Below are 19,190 nucleotides of genomic sequence, written 5' to 3'. Positions count from 1 at the left end.
GATGCAGATCGAATATTGCCGGGTTTTGGAAAGCTGATAAAAAATCATTCTCTCCCTGATCAAATCATCCAACTAATTGCCGACGCGCATTCGTTAGCTTAATCCAACTGAATATTGTGATCATAGGTATTATCATAAAAAACAGAAAATCCACTGCCGGCCGGGTCAATGAAATTCTGAGCGATTACGGTCATATCATCATCGGCCGGATGGGCATTCCTTACAAGGAAAAAAACATCAGCGTCGTATCGCTGATCATCGAGGCAACCACGGATGAGCTGGGTGCACTGACCGGAAAACTCGGCAACCTTTTCGATGTTCAGGTCAAATCCAACCTTGTCTGACCGATTCTGCCATCCGATGGAGAACATGCAATGAATCGACTACGGGCATCATATCGTGTGATTCTGCCGCTGGTCCTGACGTTTTACATGTCGGTGTTTCTTTTAAACGCTTCGGAAGTTGCCGCTGGCAAAAATATCCGCATCTTTGCGCCGGCGACGCCCTCGTCGATTCCTTTGTTTCTGGCAGCCAAATCCCTCGGCAATGTGGATTTTCACTTTTTTAGCAATCACTCCCAGGCCCATGCCCTTTTTTTAAAAGACGATGTCCGGATTCTGTCCACCGGGCTGTCCGTGGGGGTGAGATTGTTTCGCCGAAATATTCCGATATGCATTATCAGCACGTATGTTACGGGCATGAGCTATCTGGTTACCCGAGGAAACAAAATCTCCGGTTTCCGGGACCTGGCAGGCGAAATCCTTTATCTGCCGTTTCGCGGCTGCCCCATCGAGGAAATTACAAAAATTTTTATCGAGCGAGAAGGGCTTAAGTGGAACCGCGACATCATGATCGGCTATTGCGAGCCGGCATTTTCTCAGAAAATGCTTGAAAATAAACGAATTTTTGCCGCCGTGCTGCCGGAGCCGTTTGCCTCCATGAGCACTGCCGCTCCGGAAAATTTCATTTCCCTGAGCTACAGGGACCTGTGGGAGAAATATACCGGGGGAAGCAACGGGTATCCCCAAATCGGTATTTTTACAAAACGCTCATGGGCGTATGAGCACAAAAGCCTGATCAATCAATTGAACCGGCACCTGTCACAGGCCGTCGAGGAGGTCCGGTGCGATCCAGAACGATACGCGCATCAGTTGACGACCGAGATGAATTGCCCGCCCGGGATACTGCTTTCGGCACTCCGGAACACGCAATTTACATCCATGAGCTGCCGACAGGCCAAAGCCGTTATCACAACCTACTACCAGACCATAGGAGCACCCCTGGATGAATCGTTTGAATGCTTTTTTTATTCCGATACGCCATAATCTGGTGGCATTGGGAATATTTCTGACGGGCTGGTACGTGACGGCGCTTTTCTTTGATTCCTGCACCGTGCCGTCTCCCGTGGATATCATCGGAGAGTTCGGCGGTTACTGTGACCGGAAATTTCTGAACAACCTTGGCATCACCTTCCTTCGCATCACAAGCGGTTTTCTGGTGGCCATCGTGCTCGGAACCCTGATCGGCCTGTCTGCCCATATCCTGAAAATCAGCCGTCACGTGGAAACGCTGATGCTGATCATCCAGGTGCTTCCGGGGACTATTCTCGGCATTATTTTTCTGCTGATTTTCGGCGTCGGAAACATGGCCCCGTTCATGCTGATCATTACCCTGACAACGCCGCTTCTGGCGATCCATACGAGCAGCAGCCTGATGAAACAACACGGCCGGCTGGAAAAACTGATCCGGTCGTTCAGCGGCGGGTGGAAGGAAATTGTGCGGGACCTGTATCTGCCGTCTCTGGTACCGACCATCCGCAGCAACCTGACCACCGGCATGGTATTTTCCGTCAAGATAGCCCTGATCGGTGAGTTCATTGCATCGGACAACGGCATCGGATACCTGTTGAACGTCTCAAAAATTTATTTCGACATGACGGCCGTCTTTTTTTACCTTTTTGTGGTGGTCTTTGTGGTGGTTGTCTACCAGATCTGCGTTCATACGGTATTCGGCCTGTTATTCAAAAAATACCTTTACCCGGATTGAGTCATGTTAAGCGTTAATCATCTTTACAAGAACTACGGAAATAAGAAAGTCATCGAAGACCTGAGCTTTCATATCGGTCCCGCGGAAAAAGTGTGCATTTTCGCGCCTTCCGGAGCGGGCAAGTCCACTCTTCTGGAAATTCTCTCCGGATTGGACCCGGATTACAAAGGCCGTTTCGAGATTTCGGCCCGACCGGTTGCGACCGTTTTCCAGAATCCGTCGCTGTTCTGGTATAAAACCGTGGAGGAAAATATCATTTACCCGCTGCGGATCACACGAACCCGAATGGATACCTCCATCCGGACTCTCTACAACGAATGGATGGAAACCGCCGGTCTGAAAGGATTTGAAACTCATTACCCATTCGAGATCTCCGGCGGCATGAAGCAGAAGGTATCCCTCATAAGGGGGTTTCTCCTTCGCCCTCAACTGATTCTGATGGACGAGCCGTTCAGCTCCATCGATATGAATTCAAAACGCGCCATCATCGATTTTATTCGTAATCGATACCCGGATACCGCCATGATGCTGGTCACCCACAACCTGGATGAAATCCCCCTGGTTTCGGATAACATCCTTTTTTTCAATTCTACGCCTCTCTCCGGGAGCCGGGTGATGCGGTTCGATGCCCATACCGACCGATTCACCCTGGCCAATTCACTGCTCGGGGAACCGTTTCCTTTGCAACAGGAATCACCGAAAGGAGTCTGAATTATGATCGATCAAAAACTGAAGCAGATTGTTATTACGATGCTGGTGCTGTCGGCCTTTACCCTGCCGTCCGCGACCGGGCATGCCGGGGAAAGCTGCCTGTCAGATATCATCGTCAGCGCCCGCGGTACGCAAAGCCTGATTTCATCCACACCCGGCGGTACGGGCACAGTTCAAGCCGAAGACATCCTGGAGGCCCAGGCGCCAAGTCTGTCCGATATCGCCGCCCTGATTCCGGGGGTCAGCCTGTCATCCGATTCGGCATGGGGTTCGGACATCAACATCCGGGGATTGAGCAGGGATTCGGTGGTGCTGTTGATTGACGGCTGCCGGGTTAATACGTCCACGGATATCAATGCCCGTTTCGGACTGATCGATCCCATGGATATCGAGCGCATCGAGGTGCTGAAAGGTCCCATCAGCGCGCTTTACGGATCGGGGTCCATCGGAGGTGTGGTCAATGTGATTACCCGAAAAGGCTGTTTCACGTCAACGCCCGCATGGAGCGGAACCGTGTCCGGGGGATTGGGCAGTAACCCGTCGGGGTATAGCAGTTACGCCAACGCCGCCTATGAAAGTCCCGACATCTGGGTTTACGCATCCGGCAGCCGTCGGGACTACGGCAGTTACGACACGGGGGATTCTGAAGAAATGCCCAACAGTCAGTTTGACGACCGGCAGGGCAGAGCCAGCATGGGTAAAAAATGGAATTCCGGCGCTGTCACCGAGTTTTCCGTACGGACATATGAAGCCGAAGATGTCGGCATTCCGGGGACAGGAACCGCACCGCTGCCGACAACTGCCAGGGTCACCTACCCGCGCAGCACCGAAACCGAGATAACCGCAAGCCATACGATTTCCCCCGACGGTCCGTTGCTCAAGCAATCGGCAGTCAAGGCATTTTATCAGAAAATCGACCGCCGCGTCCAAATCGACGAACTTCCGGCCGCTTTTCCCAAAGAGCGGCTCTGCCCTTCCGCAGACCATGAAACGATGGGGATAAAATGGCAAAACACACTGAAAACCGGACCCCACCAGATGATCACCGGTCTGGACGTGTGGAACTGGCATATGGAATCCGAACGGGAAACCGAATTTAAATCCGGAGCCATTGGAATCGACCGGCCCACCCCGACGGCCGACCAGCTGTCGGCGGGCGGGTTTGCCGAGGATGACTGGCATCTGTCCGATACCTGGACCGTAAATCTCGGCGCCCGGATCGATTATATCTCGATGGAAAACGATGCGGCCGACACCTGGATTCTGCCCCCTGCCCCGACGACTCCGAACCCGGAACTCTGGCCGGCCCGGACATGGGACGATATCACCTGGAACGCGCATGCCGGCCTCACGTGGCATGTTGCATCCGAATGGTCCCTGACGGGTATCTGCGCCTCCAGTTACCGTGCGCCCACTATCCTCGAACGGTTCAAATACCTCAACCTGGCCGGTGGCATTGTGTCCCGGGGAAACCCGGACCTGGATCCGGAACGATCCCTGTTCTTTGAATTCGGCCTGCATTACGACGCATCCCGCGTTCATTTTCATTCCGGTCTTTTCGCCAACCGGCTGCAGGATCTGATCATCGATCAGAAAATCACCCCCGCACTCTACGAAAGCGCCAATGTCAACGAGGCGGAAATTTATGGAGCGGAAGCCGAAGTGTCATGGAATTTCATCGACGGCTGGCTGATAGAGGCCAACATTGCTTATACAACAGGCCGGGATACCACAGAAAATGACGATCTTCCCTTCATTCCGCCGCTCAAAGGCATGCTCAGTGTCCGGTTCGATCCGATGAAGTCATGGTGGTTTAAGCTGGGGACCGACTGGGCGCTCAAACAGGACAACGTACCGGATGATGAGGACACAACCGATGGATGGATCACCTTCAATGCCCGTGTCGGTTTCCGGTTCAATGCGTTTTATGCAGACAACGAATTGATTTTGGGTGCGGAGAACATCACCAACGCTGCCTACCGGAATTACCTGTCGACATCCCGCGGCATCGATCTCAAGGAAGCCGGAACAAATCTGATTGCGGTATGGCAGATGAAATTCTGAAAGTTGGATGAGCCGCGGTGATGGAATTGTGTTTTATCAATTCAATCGTATAGGAATATCCCATTTTTTGAGTAATTTGATCATCAGGCTACGGACTGAGGGCGCGCTCAGAGATAAGTTCGCAATTTTGTTGCCTGCTTCCTGTCTTAAACGAAGTGCTCCAGCAATAGTGCGCATCAGTCCGTCCTTCAGGGCTGATCTAGTCCAGTGCCAGGCTGATCAATTTTAATACCTCATCGATGGGAAGCTGCTCTTTTGTTTTGGCCATAAAGCCGGTCTTGTGCGCAAACAGAATGCAGTCGTGCCCCTCGAGTTTCGAAAAATCAACCCCCTCAGCATCCCTGATTCTTGCAAGCCTCCATCCGCTGCGACGGCTGTCATGCGTAATGACGATGGATGCCGGTGTCTCCATCTGAGCGCTGTACCATTCCGCACCGTCTGAATCGGTGGTCAAGCCGATCATCACAATTCTGCCGTTCAGGGTCACCTTCTCGCACTGATCCCAGAAATCAAACTGCGCCTTCAGGTGGTCGGCCTCTTCTAAAATGTGTTGCCCGAATGACCGCATCAGCGGATACAGTTCCAGTGGAGACTGCTCAAACCGCTTCAGGAGCCAGGTTTCAACAGGGCTGTAACTCGGAAGAAGACTCTTTACACCCAGCTCAGCGCCAACCCTGAACGGACCGAAGCGATCAATTCTGTCTTTGAATGTCCACCACGGCATGTCCTGAAGCCGCCGGTCAAGGTTCAGATACCTGGCCACCAGCACAAAGCTCGCATTCAGGTCAATATCCTGATGGTGATCAAAATTTTTCAGGGCCGGCTCATATCGGTCTCCCACATCAACCACCCACACCGCCGGATTGTCCAGCTCCTCCTGAATGGGTTCCCGCCGCACTATGGTAAAATCCGTATCCGGGTGAACCGCCAGTATCAGAGACACTGCGAAAAATTCATCAAAATGGGCTCCACCGGGGTGTGTGATTATTAATTTTTTCATCTGAAACTCCATGGGTTGTTGGTTTCAACATATATGTTCCGGAGATATTGGACTTATCATAAAATTATTTTTACCAGTGCCTTTAGCATGTCATAAAAAGCATTAAAATAAAAATTTTAATGTATATGCGTTAAGTGTCAATCGGAAAATATTTCGGAAAATATTCTGGAACCCGGGCAAGCGAATATCGGATCATCTGAGCCCTTGACATACAAGCACTGTTTTGACATGAGTTTTTCCCCACTAAAGGCAATTATTTATTTTTATGTTTGATGGCTAAAATGTCGAATGACCTCGGCAATAAGCTCTGCTGAAATAGATTGCATAACACCTTAAATCGCTTGATTGCGGCGATTATTTTTTTGAGAAAGCAGATTGCCGAGCCGATAAGCTCTCTGGATAAGATGGGGAAGGCGTTGCCGCTGCTAAAAAAAAGCGGGGTCAGATAATGCTTCAAAAATCGAAAGCCTCAGCGGCGCAAGGAAAAAATATCTGCAGGTAAGCGCTGGCGACCATTATTAAATACCCAAGGGGGTGATCCTTTTTTCCCTGCAGCCCCTGCTGCCCAACGCCTTGACAACGTTCTTGCAATGGTTGTCGCGCTGGGCATTGTAAAGGGATGAAATGGCCAAATTGTTTCGATTAAGCCCCTCTACCGTCATCCAGGCATTGTGCCGGTCGGAGGCGGAGTCGCCCACCTTGACCCTGCGGTTGCCCTTGCGGTAAAGGCCGATAAAAAATGCCTGAGGCAGGTGCTCGAACATGGTGTCCGGCGTCCCTGACGAAGTGCTTTGATAGTCAAAGGTGCGGGCAAATTCATCCGCCTTTTCGCAGGTGTAGCACTCCATCCGCTCAGGCACCCGGATGTTCCAGAACACATTACGGACACCCGCATGGGGCAGAACGCTCAGATCGCCGCCGGGACAGACATAAAAACCCCGCAGGTTGTCGAAAAGATTTTCATGGGGAAAGAGACCGTGAAAGTCGATGGCGGCGTCAGTTCCGCTAAAATCATCCCTGCCTTCATAGTGAGCTTCGCAGTCGGAGATCACGTTGCCCGAGGCCCACATGGTGAGCGTCACCGGGTGAACCAGCCTGGAGAAGAAATGAGCGCGTTTCACCAGAATTCCATGGCTCTGGCCGATGGTGATTCCCGCGTGTCCGCTGAGTCCCTGAAAATTCAAGTCCTGAACCGTGACATCCGCGCAATGACTGAAATTGATCCCCTGGGTCAAATCCTTGATGACAACGTTTCTGACCCATCCATCGCAGGCGTAACTGAACCACAGCCCGCCCCACAGGTAGTCCTGCTCTTTGGCGCTCCGAACGATGGCGCCATCGTTTCCCACAAAGGGTTTATGATGCCGGTAGCCTCCGGGCCAACTGCTTTCCAGGCGCAGATGTTCGATTCCCACGCCATGGACGCCGGCAAAGGAATAAATGACGGGTTTGTAGCGCTCGAACTGGTTGAAACGGGCGGCCTCCGCCAGACGAAGTCTGTGGCTGTCGAGAATCTCTTCCACCTTTACGATCCATGAGATGGTACGGGCCGCGTTTCCAAAAGTGTCGGTCTGGCCCTCAACCAGCCGGAAGGGATGGGTCAGCTGGACGGCGATATCCACTTTTTCCGGATCCGGTTGCCTGACGTCGATGAGCGGATCATGAAATTCGATGACCACAGGGTGCCCTGCAACCAGACTCGAGGTGTCCGATACGTTTACCAGCGTCTGCCCGCGTGTTACAGTTCCTGTGTAACGGGCCAGTTCCCGCCTGTCTTCCGATCCCATCACGGCCACGGCAGTCCGGTGGCGGGCTTCCTGTTCGGCAGGTACGGTTCCCAGCCGTCGAACGGTGGTTCCGGGCCCCGGTGCTCCCAGGTGAAGGACCGTTCCGGACGGTTCGGATCCCGCACCGCGAAGGATCACATGATCATGGGTGATGCGAAGAAAGGGGGCGTCAGCCGTCTGATGGACATCGTAGCGGCCGGCGGGAAGAAAAACCACCCCGCCGCCGGCAGCACCCGCTGCATCGATGGCCAACTGAATGGCCGTTGTATCGTCGCGGGCATCACCGGGGACAGCGCCGAACCCGGCAGCCGTAGCATCAAAGACAGGCCCCCGGATGTCGGGAATCGGCCGGGAGCCCATCTGGTAACCGGCACGGGAAAAATCGGGAAGATGGTCCTCGGTCGGCCCGTTGAGCAAATAGTCATTCCAGACGGCCGGAACCCATTTGCTGCCGGAGGTATCAGCCGGTTCGGATTCATGCCCCCCCCTGAAATTCCGGCTGCAAAAATAACCATGCCGGCCGCCAATACGCCCGTGATGATTTTCCATCGACGTCTTTTATCGGATAACTGCTTCAATGAGCCTCCCCATTGCCAGAGCATAAAAAATGATGTGGTTCGGTTTGTATGATCCGCCACGATTAAGAAAAACAGATCATATCCGAAATATATTGTCAATATCGCGTATCATAACACGTGTTCATACATGATTTTCTATTTAACGCGAAAAATGACACGGGCCGTGAGGAAGGCGGAACTTTTCTAAAGCCCATCTGCCCATTGATGCGATGAACCTGAAAAATCCGGTTGTAACCTGAGCCGTTTTCTGATGAAATGGACAATTGGCGTTGGGCAAGGCGTTCAAACAGGCACAACTTCCGCGCATCTCATTGGGCAGTTTGTTCGAAAAAATTTTGAATTATCTTCAATCGTTAGCATCTGCATGGGATTTTTCCTGTGATGTAACGATAATAAATTTGTTCGGGCGCGTCATGGTATTCAACTCATTTCAATTCGCTATTTTTTTTGTGGCCGTTGTCGGGCTGTATTTTACGATTCCTCACCGGTACCGGTGGATGATGTCGCTGGCCGCCAGTTACTATTTTTACATGTGCTGGAAGGTCGAGTACATCGTTCTGATTGCCGCTTCGACACTGATCGCCTACTATGCCGGTTTGCAGATGGCGAAGACACCCGGCAGGGCGGCGAAGAAAAAATATCTGCTGCTCAGCCTGACCACCAATCTGGGCATCCTGTTTTTTTTCAAGTACTTCAACTTCGTGAGCGATTCCGTTCAGAATGCCTTCAATGCGGTGAACATTTTTTACAATACCCCGACCTTTGACGTGCTGCTGCCGGTCGGGATATCATTTTATACCTTCCAGACCCTGAGCTACACCATCGACGTGTATAAGGACAGCGCCCGGGTGGAAAAACACCTGGGAATCTTTGCACTGTTTGTGGCCTTCTGGCCGCAGCTGGTGGCTGGCCCCATTGAACGGACCGCCCACTTGCTGCCGCAATTCCGGCAGGCGCATTCGTTTGATTACAAACGGGTAACCAACGGCCTTCGCCGAATGCTCTGGGGGCTGTTCAAAAAAGTGGTCATTGCCGATCAGCTGGCCATTTATGTCAACCGGGTCTACAATCATGTGGACGACTACCAGGGCGCGACTTTTATCGTTGCGACGATTTTTTTTGCCATTCAGATCTACTGCGATTTTTCGGGCTATTCCGATATGGCGATCGGGGCCGCGCGGGTCATGGGCTATGACCTGGTGGAGAATTTCAAGCGTCCGTATTTTTCCAAATCCGTCCGTGAGTTCTGGCAGCGCTGGCACATCTCTCTGACGAGCTGGTTCAGGGATTATATCTACATCCCCCTGGGCGGCAACCGCGTCGTGAAATGGCGATGGTATTACAACCTGATGGTTACCTTCCTGCTCAGCGGACTTTGGCATGGCGCCAACTGGACCTTTCTGATCTGGGGAGCCCTTCACGGATGCTACCTGGTCATGGAAACCGTAACCGGGGATTTCGTGCATCGGATGGCCGTTAAACTGTTTCCGGATGAGCAGTCGTTTTTCAACAAAGCCTTTCGGGTGTTGATCACCCTGTCGCTGGTTTGTTTCGCCTGGATTTTTTTTCGGGCCAATACGGTCGGTGATGCGCTGACCATCATCACAAAAATATTCGTGATCAATACGGGGAAAACAGGGCTGTATGTCGCCGGAAAATTTTCTTTTATGATGAGTATCGTACTGATTCTGATCCTGATCGGCGTTCACCTGAAAGAGCGCAGGATACGGTTCGATCATTACATGGAGCGGCTGCCGCTGATGGTGCGCTGGATGGCCTATACGGCAGCTGTCTGGGCCATCGTCATCTCGGGCATTTTTGGCGTTAAACAGGAATTTATCTATTTTCAATTTTAGTATGCAGATAAAAAAGTTTATCATAAAGGTATTGGTATTCGGCGTTCTGAACCTTGGTATCATGGCGGGCCTGCTGTACTCTTTTTCCGGACGAAGTCGGGATATCCACCTGAACAACTGGGAAACCGAGTCGAACCTGCTGGTGATGGGTAAAAACACGCATTACGGTGTCGCAATTCTCGGCACGTCAAGGGCCCGCGTTTTTTCCCGGGATTCCAACCACCGGCGGGTGGAGCAGATACTGGGCAAATCGGTCATCAACCTGTCCAAAGGCGGTGGCGGCGGCCTGATGCCCGCCGAGCTTCACCTGTCCCATTTTTTCGATCAGGGAAATACCGCGGATCATATCATCTACCTGATTGATCCCTGGGTGTTTTTTTGTTCCATCAACAACGAGAATAACAATTTTTTTCTGCGTGACGAACCCTTTGAAATTTCCATTTTCTGGAAACTGATTGCCCGCCATTATCCGCTGGACCGCATCGTTTCCTACCTGCAGATGATTGCAAAAAAAGACTGGAAAAACTTCACCCGCTATGACGCGCCGGGCCTGACGGAAAACACCCTGGCAGCCATCGACCCGGAAAAACTTCAGGAGGCCAGGGCGCATTACCTGAGTCTGTATCGGGATAAAAATTTTGAAAAATACAGCCGGCTCGTAGATACGATCGATGCGCTGGTCAAAAAGAACAACAGCACCATCACCTATATTATGCTTCCGATTTTAATACCTGACTTTCCGGGCGTTGAAAAGGTGGATAAAAAATTAAAAGCGGCCGCCTGCGAGCCGCACGTGAGGTATTACAACCTCGTGGAAAGGGTTCAGGACAAACGCTACTATTACGATCACATGCACTTTAACAAGACCGGCATTTCATATTTTACCAAAAACTATCTTAAACCGATACTTCAGGGAAAGCCCGTAACCGATTGAACAGCCGCCCTCCGGCGGCATGAACCCGGATAGCTCCGGCATCGAGCCGGAGCTTCATCGCCCCTTTTGTTTGAGCACGCATTTTTTGCCGCAAAAATCTACGCGGATTGGCACGGATTTTTTTTATCCGCGTTCATCCGTGGTTGATTTGGTAACTATTCAGCGTGCATGAAAATGAGTTTACTCGCGGATCCAGTTTTTTAAATTTTTCACTCACAACTCGTGGATTTGAATTACGTCCCCCCTTTTAATACGGTTCGCCGCTTCCACAATCTGCCTGTGGTGGGTAAAAAGAATCACCTGATTCTTCTTTGATAAATCAGCCAACACGGTAAGGGTTGCCATGGACCGGTCATCATCAAAGTTGATCAGAACATCATCCACAATAAAGGGCATGGGCTCGCTGGTTTCAAGGCGCCACTCCAGGGTGGCCAGGCGCAGGGCAAGGAAAAGCTGGTCACGGGTTCCGGAACTCATTTTTTCTACTGTCAGACGCAGGTTATCCGGCCGTACACCAACAAGAACAGGTTCCCCCTTATCATTCACATCGGTACGCAGGCTGGCAAAGGAGCCCATGGTCAAATCGTTAAAATACCCGGAGGCAATTTTCAAAACCGGGTCCTGATGTTCTTCCCGGTAGCGTTCAACTTCCTGCTGCAAAATTTTTGCGGCCAGCTTCAACAGCGCATACCTTTCAGCCAGTCGCCGTATCCTGGCCAGCTCCTGTTCCATTTCCTCCACGGTCTCAGCCGCCCTGGCACTGCCATCCATAGCGGCAAGCCGGGTGTTTTTTTCGCCGATCGTCTGAGAGATTTTATTGATCTCAGGATTTATCCTTTCCTCAATATCCCTTCTCAACGACTCTATCAGGCCGGGCAATTCATCGGCATTAACCTCTGCCGCCTGCCTGGAAAGCGCTTCAAGCGGCACACCCGCCCCGATTCTGGCCAGAATTGCCTCAGTATCAGAAATTTTCTCCTGCAGCCTCTGATATTCCGTAAACTTGCCGATGACCGACGGCAACGCTTCCGGCTTTTCACATTTGGCTATCCGAAGGAGTTCATCCATCTGCTCATTTGCACTTTGCAATGTTTTTTTGGCCACAGAAACCTCTTCCTGCAGCGATTCTAACTCCTCAGAAAGTTTATCATACAGGGTGCCGTCCTTCTGTGCATGGCTGAGCATGGTCCGCAATTGCAGAACTGCCTGGTCCGCAGGCAAGGTCGGCATGTCAGGGGCCACCTTCTCAAGCAGGGCTTTAACCTCCTTTTCAAATTCAGCCGCATCCCGGTCAATGCCGTCAATGCGTTTTTTAAGATCATCTGCCTCTTTCAATTTGTCAAAGCAGCTCTGCAGGGTCTCAATAAGGTCAATGGCTTCAAGCGTGGAAACCTCGTTCTTAAGTCCCAAACCCAAAAGTGCCTTTCGCCACTGCTCCTGCCACCTGGACAGGGCCTCCTGCGCATTTTTAAGATCGTCCTCTGCCTGCTGAAAAGATTTTTGCGCTTTTTTCTGCCGCTCTTTTAATTTTTCAAATTCCGTCTTCTGGCCAGCAATCCTCTCCAGGACTGTCTCCGCCAAAATCAGAACAGGACCCAGCGTTTCACCGGCAGGCGTTCCCTCTTCTCCCATGGCGTTAAGCTCTTTTTGTACTGCCTGCTTAAGCTCTCTCCTCCGCTTTAAATCCCGTCCGATTTCCTGCTCCTTTTTGAAAATATCCCCCACCTTGAAGCGGAGTTTATCCATTTCAGCCAGCCAACCACTCATTTCCTTTGGGGATAGCGGGGTAATTCCAACAGGTTGCCATAATCGATTCCAGTCTTCATAAAGCGATCGTGCTCGCAGATCAAACGCTTCTTTATCTCTGTCATTCTCTGCCAGGGTCTCTTGCAGGGTCTCAACCCGGGACCGAAAGGCCGCTGCATTGGCTACCCGGTCAGCTTCTCGACGCAGCCGGTCGGCAATAAGATCCGCCTGCCCCACATATCCCTCATAGGCCTCGGGAAGCGGCTGTTCAGGATCATAGGACAGAGTCTCTTCGTTCACATCCTCCTGATCAAGCCACTGCCGCCGCAAAAGCTGCCAGCCCTGCTCCCGTTTTTCACGGGTCCGGGCCAACGCCTCCTCTGAAGGAACTTCGCCCACATACGCTACCTTTTTAATTTCAGCCCGAGCGTTTTTCAGCTCCTTCTCATACTTTTTACGATCCTTTTCAATCTCACGTTTTTCATCCGCAATCTGGCTGTAACTATTTTCAAACTGCTGCACGGTTTCTGAAAGCGGCAGAGTAAGTTCCATGAGTGCGACCAAATCACCAGACCAGAGGCCAATCCGCTTGAGCGTTGCAAGGCATTCTTTTTTGTTCAGTTCAACGGCATTTATACCCTGTTGGAGCTGTGCATCAACATCTCCAAGCTTTTGCGCCAGCTTCACGGCCTGAAGAAGGAGATAAGACTCCCTGACCCCGGCTATTGCAGCCAGGCCTTTTTCTACATCCTTACGCTCCTGCGCTGCTGCCTTGCTCTGCTTCTGCCCCAGCGTAAGCTGCTGGTTTATTGCCTCATATTGGGAGCTTAATGCCTGCACAGTTCTTTTCTTGGATAACACCGACCGCAGCATCTCCACCGCTTCCAGATTCAAATCCGGCCGCACCTGCTGCAGCAAGCCGGCCGCCTCTCTGCGGAGGCTGATCCGCATACCATTTCTTTCCGGTTTGTCCTTCTGACCTTTGCGGTATTCACCCAGACGCTGATGAAAATCATCCACTCGCTCTGCCTGGTTCAGCAGCTCCTTATTAAACGAGATGGCCTGGCGCTTTTCTTCAAGTTTTCCCTGGCGGTCAGTATCTCTCTGTAATTGCTGCCTGGCCTCGCCCATTTTTTGGCTGACCTGCCGGTACATTTCAGCAAAACCAGGGTTCAGGGGAATAATCTCGCCCAGGGCCAGCAGCTGGTCCTGCCAGGATTTCAAAGAGGCCATCTCAGGAATGGCCTGTTTCAAGCGATCCAGACGATTCGACTCTGTATTCTTATAATCCCGCTCTTTTTCTAAACCGGCCCGCTCAGCCTCAGCATTTTTCAGGGCTTTTTGATGATCTTTCCACTCCCTAGAAGAAAGGCTGGCCGCCCTGGCCTCTTTCTGCAGTTCCTTGAATCTTTTAACCGCCTTGTTGATCTCAGGCAGTTGGCCTGCCGACTTGAACAGACCGGTCGCCTCTTTTTCAAGCTGATCAATGACCTCCCGCAGTGAGGAGATGCCTGCGCCAGCGGCAAAAAGCGCCTGGCCCACCGCACCCTTCTGAGCAAGAATGTCTTCACCGCCACGCACCAGAATGTCATGATCAATGCCGTAGAGGGATTCAAAAATTTCCGGTTCAACGCCGTGTAGAAATGGAGCTAAGACACCCAGATCAAGAGGATTACCCGCCTCATCAAGCACATCGCCAATACGTTTTTTCCGACGTTGAAAGACAATTTCTTCTCCGGCACTGTTTTCAAGACAGCCGCCTACCAGAAGTTGATCATAGTTGTGAAGGAAATTATCAGGCGTCTGTTGAGGAAATCCATACAGCAGGGCCTTGAGCGCCCGAAGTGAACTGCTTTTCCCGGCCTCGTTCGGACCAAAAATAATGTGAAGGCCAGGCGCCTCGGAGTTAAAATCCAATATCCGGTCAGTGAAAGGACCAAAGGCCTTCAGATTGATACGCTTCAGTCTCATCTGACACCTCCATGCTGAAGAAGTTTGGCGATCAAAAGTTCCTGCATATCAGTTCGCAGCTCTGCGATTTTGTCAGGAGATGGATCAAGAAAGGGCTCATCGCCGCTGTGGATCTCAGCCGGTAATTTACTTTTCAAGACAGACAACTCCGGCACCAGGCCCAGGAGGGTATCGCCATCGAGTTTCAGAAGTTGAATGGATTGCAGCAGACCGGCAATTGGCGTATCCTCGCCAAAGATTTCCTCAAGACTCACCTTACGGTTTGTCTGAAACTTCACCTTTTCCAGCCACAGGTTACCGAGTCCGGCGGCAATGCCTCTGAATTCCTCGGTCCACTGCACTGTCCGATCAAACAATTGGGCATGAACCGGACATTTTCCAGTCAAAACCAGACGCAGGGCCAGGGCCTTGCCGTCCGCCTGGTCAAGTTCTTGTTCAAAGGCCTCCCGAACCGCATCACAAACACTATCTAAGGTCTCGCACTCAGACAGATCCACCTGACAGGTGGCCCAGCGCAGCACTTCAAGCGCATGCGCTTTCACCTCAGTAATACGCCCATCCTCTACTGTCACCAGCGTGGCGCCCTTGACTCCGGTTTCTTTGATATGGCGGCCCTGGATATTACCTGGAAAGACAATCCATGGGTCTTCAGAAACGATTTCCCGGTTGTGGACATGGCCCAGGGCCCAATAGTCATAACCTTTTGACTTCAGTTCATCCAGCGTGCAGGGCGCGTAATCCTCATGCCCCTCCCGGCCCGTCAGGGATGTATGAAGCAGGCCGATATTAAAATAGCTGGGATCGTTCTGAGGGTACTGGATGGCAAGGTTCTCAGTCACTGAGCGAAAAGAATAGCTCTGGCCATGGATGATGACACCAAAGTCATCAAGCTTTACAGACTGGGGTTTTCGGGGAGAAAAAAGCGTTACATTGCCAGGCAAGGACATGGCCCTGGTGATCTGACTGGCCGCATCGTGATTTCCCGAAACAATGAAAACTTTGATCCCGGCCCTGGACAATCGGCCCATCCGATCAGCGAAAAAAAGGCCGGTGTTGTAGTCCTTCCAATCACCATCATAAAGATCACCCGCAATGAGGATAAAATCAACCTCCTCTTCTATAGCCAGGTCAATCAGATTATCAAAGGCCCGCCTCGTCGCCCCGCGAATCTGCTCAACAGGCGCATCTTCATGCGCCTCAAGGCCTTTTAACGGGCTATCGAGATGTATATCTGCTGTGTGGATAAATTTAACCATGGATTTGATATCCATTTCCTACCCCCGATTTTTTATCAATGTTGAGACCTGTCCCCCTTGCGTACGCTATGGGATTTTTTCTAAAGTCCAGGGATTCCGATGGGGCCAGGAAGATCAGGGATACCACATCCGGAAAACGAGATTGTAACAAGCAAAATGAGTATTAAAACGGCCAGCTGCTTCATTCTGATTCCTCCCGGGAACATAACGCCTCAGGGTCAGCCAGGGCTGCCACTGACTTCAATGAAAATGTAAAATGGTAGTTTCAGATATTTCTGCCAAAACGCACCGGCATCCCCCCGTATCGTGCTGGAGAAGCCGGAAACGGCCGGGACGGTCCTCACGACGTTATGGCCGCAGTTATGCTCAAGTCCCACGTTATCAAAAAAATCCTTAATTTTTTCTTTATATGCAAGCATGCGGGGTGCTGATGGATGTGCCTTTAAATCCTCAAAAGCTACCCCGCTTTTCGATTATTATGACAACGTTATTATAAAACCTGAAAAAAGGAATCAAGATAAGCGAACAGATATTCCAAAGCCGTCAATGATAAGTTCTTTTGTCATCATCCTTTTTGTCATCATTACTGATTACCCTGAATTTGGATCGTTTTTTCTTTAGTTGCCATTGGAGATATTTTAAATAGATTAAATTAGGATCAAACAGCGTTTTGGGTCCTTTAAAATAGATATAGCCGCAAAGAATCCCGCCGAGATGATATGGACCGTATGGGTTGGCTTTGGCTAAAAAGGTCAAAAGGGTCATTAAAGCAGTCCCGTAGCTGAGATATTTTGCTTTTATGGGTAAAATAAACATCAGCAAGATCGTAGCTTCGGTGTTTAACAATCCAAAAACAACTATCAGGGATAACAAACCTGGCAACATGCCCATAAATGGTGCATTAAAACCAGACACGCTGCTGAAGGCAAGGCCGCATAAGGCACCACCGAAGGCGGAAAAATAAAAAAGGATTAAAAATCGGATTGAGCCAAATGCTTTTTCGACCGGTGCTGCAAAAAAATAAAACACGATGCAGTTAATCACAAAACCGATGGGTGCATGGGGATTGTGGATAAATGGATGGGTAAAAATCTGCCAGATATGAAAACTATCGGAGCTTGCAGGATAAATCTGAAGCAATGCAGCAATTGGAATTTTCAGCCAGTTTTCAAACAAAAGCTCCAAAACATAAATCACACTATAAATGATTAAAAGTCGCTTTCCAAGCCGTGTCAAATTTGATCCAAATCCAAATGAGGTTCCTGTACGATAAGGGGCCAATACGTATCTCCTAAATATAATAGTTCAAAAAATTTCATGGAAAAGCGGTGAGAGAAAACTGACACGAAACAACTGCGGCCTCTGTATTTTCTTAAAAGCATTATAAAGGAGATAACCGACATAAAGAAGGAAGTAAAGACAAAAGTCAGGGGCGGGGGCGCCGGATATTGTGGCCCGGGTAAGGACTTAGGGCTCACTCAGAAATAACTTCACATTTCAAGCGCCGATGCATCCTGTCTGGCCGCGTTACGAAAGCTCGGAATATGCTTGATATCCCTGCGCTTTCGTGCCTTGCCGGACAGGCGCCTCAATACTTAAAATTGCGAACTTATTTCTGAGCGAGCCCTTAGCCGGAGGACCTCTGAATTTGAGAGCGGATCAGAGTCAATCGAACGGATATCCGGTTTCCGGCGGAATTATCCCGGCTATTCCGAACAATCCACAATCGAAATCAGGGCGTTTTGCCTGAGTTCACCATTTTTAATATCCCTCCAGGGCTTCTGGATGGTGATTTCCACATCGCATTCCCCGGTACTCATGGCCTTTTTCAGGCAGGGATTGTACTCTTCCCGGCAACGTTTCAGTAATATTTCGTTTTCATCGGCATGAATCCGTTTCAAGCCGAATTTTTCAAAGAAAAGGGAAATTTTCCGGGAATTGTCTTCCGACTGGTAAGCCCCGGCTTGAAGGCCCATGCTCTCCCGTAAGAAAGTGGTGGTTTCCGCATCATAAACTGAGCCGGGGTAGACCGTAATTCCCAGATCTTCGGGATTGAAAGGGGTAGCGGCCCCGACCATGTTGCCCTGACTGGAATCGTCTACCCCATCTTCCGTATTGTTGAATTTTTGAAGCGCCATCTGTGCATCGTCCGGATTCATGTAAGTGGTTTTTCTGATGACGATGCTGGCCTGCACTTTTTTGTCACCCCGGGCATTGAATCTGTGAAAATAATCATCCTGTATGGTGAGTTCGAAGTTTGAAACATCCCCGTTTTTTTCGCCGACCTCCCAGACAAAGTCGGCACTTGAAACCCAGTTACCGAACTCGAAGGGTACACGGACTTTTTCTAATTCCGCCCTGGCTTCAACGGCTTCCTCCGGATTGTAAACGCTTAAATCGATGAAATCAATGCGGTAGGAAACCGGACTGGTCGACCCGGAGGGTGTGTTTCCCGCGTAGAAATACTCGGAAGCTTCATCTTCTTTCCCGCCCAGTTTCTCCAGATAGAAGCGCAGAACCTTTTCAGCCGGTGCGTCGACAGTGTAGATGAAGACGGAAAACGAACGCGCGATCATGGGATGCTCTTCACTGGTATCCATCGGCATGGCATGGAGATCTTTCTCCTGGGTCATTGTTTCGTTTTCTGCGGCGTTATCCCTTACCGCACCGGGAAAGATAGGCAGATCCTTTTCGCTGCGGGGAACTTGGGCTGCCTGCAGCATAGAGGTAGAAAAAAAAACCATTGCAACCAGCAGAAACAGTTTCATGACTATGGAAAATCTCCTGATCCGTGCCCGAACAAGAATTGTATGTATTTTAAATGACAGTACGTTATAACATTAAAAAAAATGAAGATTTTCTGGGTCTGTGCGGGTTTTACTTGCACAGGTTACTCATTTTTTTGTTATAATAACTTATTGAAATAAATAACAAAAATACCGATTTTACGAAACCGGATATAATGAGTAAAATACAGAAAATCTTCACGGCAAAAATGCTATGCGAAAACTGATCCAAAATCAACTAAAACTTGATCAAATCGATATCAGTAATATTTCCATTGATGGGAACAGGTAAATTATGATGCGTTAGCGTTTAATTCAGAATTTTACCTGTTTATGATAGTAAAAAAGCATACAAATCATAGAAAAATTGGGTAACACTTTCTTCTCCCCCCAAAAAAGGAGAAAGTGTTATGAGTTTGAAACAATTCAGCCAAAATCAAAAACTGACAATCCTT

General features: G+C 50.2%; 13 protein-coding genes. 7 read left to right on the top strand and 6 right to left on the bottom strand.

Annotated features, from left to right (window positions below; genetic code table 11):
- Positions 1-116: 116 nt before the first annotated feature.
- The 5 genes from PHQ97_14775 to PHQ97_14755 are packed head-to-tail and all read left to right on the top strand — an operon-like array spanning position 117 to position 4,821.
- Positions 117-344, top strand: coding sequence for an iron-only hydrogenase system regulator (locus PHQ97_14775; GenBank protein MDD4393997.1), 228 nt, complete (start codon positions 117-119; stop codon positions 342-344).
- 30 nt (positions 345-374) lie between these two features.
- Entirely contained in the window at positions 375-1,325 is a 951-nt protein-coding gene (locus PHQ97_14770; protein ID MDD4393996.1) for a hypothetical protein, read from the top strand.
- The gene (locus tag PHQ97_14765) at positions 1,285-2,046 is read left to right on the top strand and encodes an ABC transporter permease subunit (GenBank protein ID MDD4393995.1); all 762 of its coding nucleotides are present in this window, start codon (positions 1,285-1,287) and stop codon (positions 2,044-2,046) included. Before PHQ97_14770 ends, PHQ97_14765 begins: the two co-directional genes overlap by 41 nt.
- Before the next feature lie 3 nt (positions 2,047-2,049).
- On the top strand, positions 2,050-2,757 hold the full coding sequence (locus PHQ97_14760; GenBank protein MDD4393994.1) for an ATP-binding cassette domain-containing protein: 708 nt from the start codon (positions 2,050-2,052) through the stop codon (positions 2,755-2,757).
- A gap of 3 nt (positions 2,758-2,760) precedes the next feature.
- Entirely contained in the window at positions 2,761-4,821 is a 2,061-nt protein-coding gene (locus PHQ97_14755; protein MDD4393993.1) for a TonB-dependent receptor, read from the top strand.
- Between the two features lie 199 nt (positions 4,822-5,020).
- Here PHQ97_14755 and PHQ97_14750 read toward each other — a convergent pair whose 3' ends face one another.
- Complete coding sequence (locus PHQ97_14750) at positions 5,021-5,821, bottom strand: MYG1 family protein (protein ID MDD4393992.1); 801 nt, start codon at positions 5,819-5,821, stop codon at positions 5,021-5,023.
- A gap of 518 nt (positions 5,822-6,339) precedes the next feature.
- On the bottom strand, positions 6,340-8,157 hold the full coding sequence (locus tag PHQ97_14745) for a glycosyl hydrolase family 28-related protein (protein ID MDD4393991.1): 1,818 nt from the start codon (positions 8,155-8,157) through the stop codon (positions 6,340-6,342).
- Between the two features lie 442 nt (positions 8,158-8,599).
- Here PHQ97_14745 and PHQ97_14740 point away from each other — a divergent pair, with 442 nt between their 5' ends.
- Positions 8,600-10,042 (top strand): MBOAT family protein, encoded by a 1,443-nt coding sequence (locus tag PHQ97_14740; GenBank protein ID MDD4393990.1) that lies wholly within the window; start codon positions 8,600-8,602, stop codon positions 10,040-10,042.
- 1 nt (position 10,043) lies between these two features.
- A complete protein-coding gene (locus PHQ97_14735) occupies positions 10,044-10,976 on the top strand; it encodes a hypothetical protein (GenBank protein ID MDD4393989.1) in 933 nt (310 codons plus the stop codon).
- A 213-nt stretch (positions 10,977-11,189) separates the two neighbouring features.
- Here PHQ97_14735 and PHQ97_14730 read toward each other — a convergent pair whose 3' ends face one another.
- The 4 genes from PHQ97_14730 to PHQ97_14715 form a co-directional block, all read right to left on the bottom strand.
- Positions 11,190-14,693: an AAA family ATPase gene (locus PHQ97_14730; GenBank protein ID MDD4393988.1), complete on the bottom strand. Its 3,504-nt coding sequence runs from the start codon at positions 14,691-14,693 to the stop codon at positions 11,190-11,192.
- Positions 14,690-15,964: a DNA repair exonuclease gene (locus PHQ97_14725; GenBank protein MDD4393987.1), complete on the bottom strand. Its 1,275-nt coding sequence runs from the start codon at positions 15,962-15,964 to the stop codon at positions 14,690-14,692. The genes PHQ97_14730 and PHQ97_14725 overlap by 4 nt, the downstream gene beginning before the upstream one ends.
- Positions 15,965-16,492: 528 nt before the next feature.
- Positions 16,493-17,230, bottom strand: a complete 738-nt coding sequence (locus PHQ97_14720; GenBank protein MDD4393986.1) for a rhomboid family intramembrane serine protease — start codon at positions 17,228-17,230, stop codon at positions 16,493-16,495.
- A 425-nt stretch (positions 17,231-17,655) separates the two neighbouring features.
- A complete protein-coding gene (locus PHQ97_14715; protein MDD4393985.1) occupies positions 17,656-18,717 on the bottom strand; it encodes a hypothetical protein in 1,062 nt (353 codons plus the stop codon).
- Positions 18,718-19,190: the final 473 nt, after the last annotated feature.

This window comes from Desulfobacterales bacterium, assembly GCA_028704555.1.
Taxonomy (GTDB): Bacteria; Desulfobacterota; Desulfobacteria; order Desulfobacterales; family JAQWFD01; genus JAQWFD01.
This window is presented reverse-complemented; position numbering and strand designations above follow the sequence as displayed.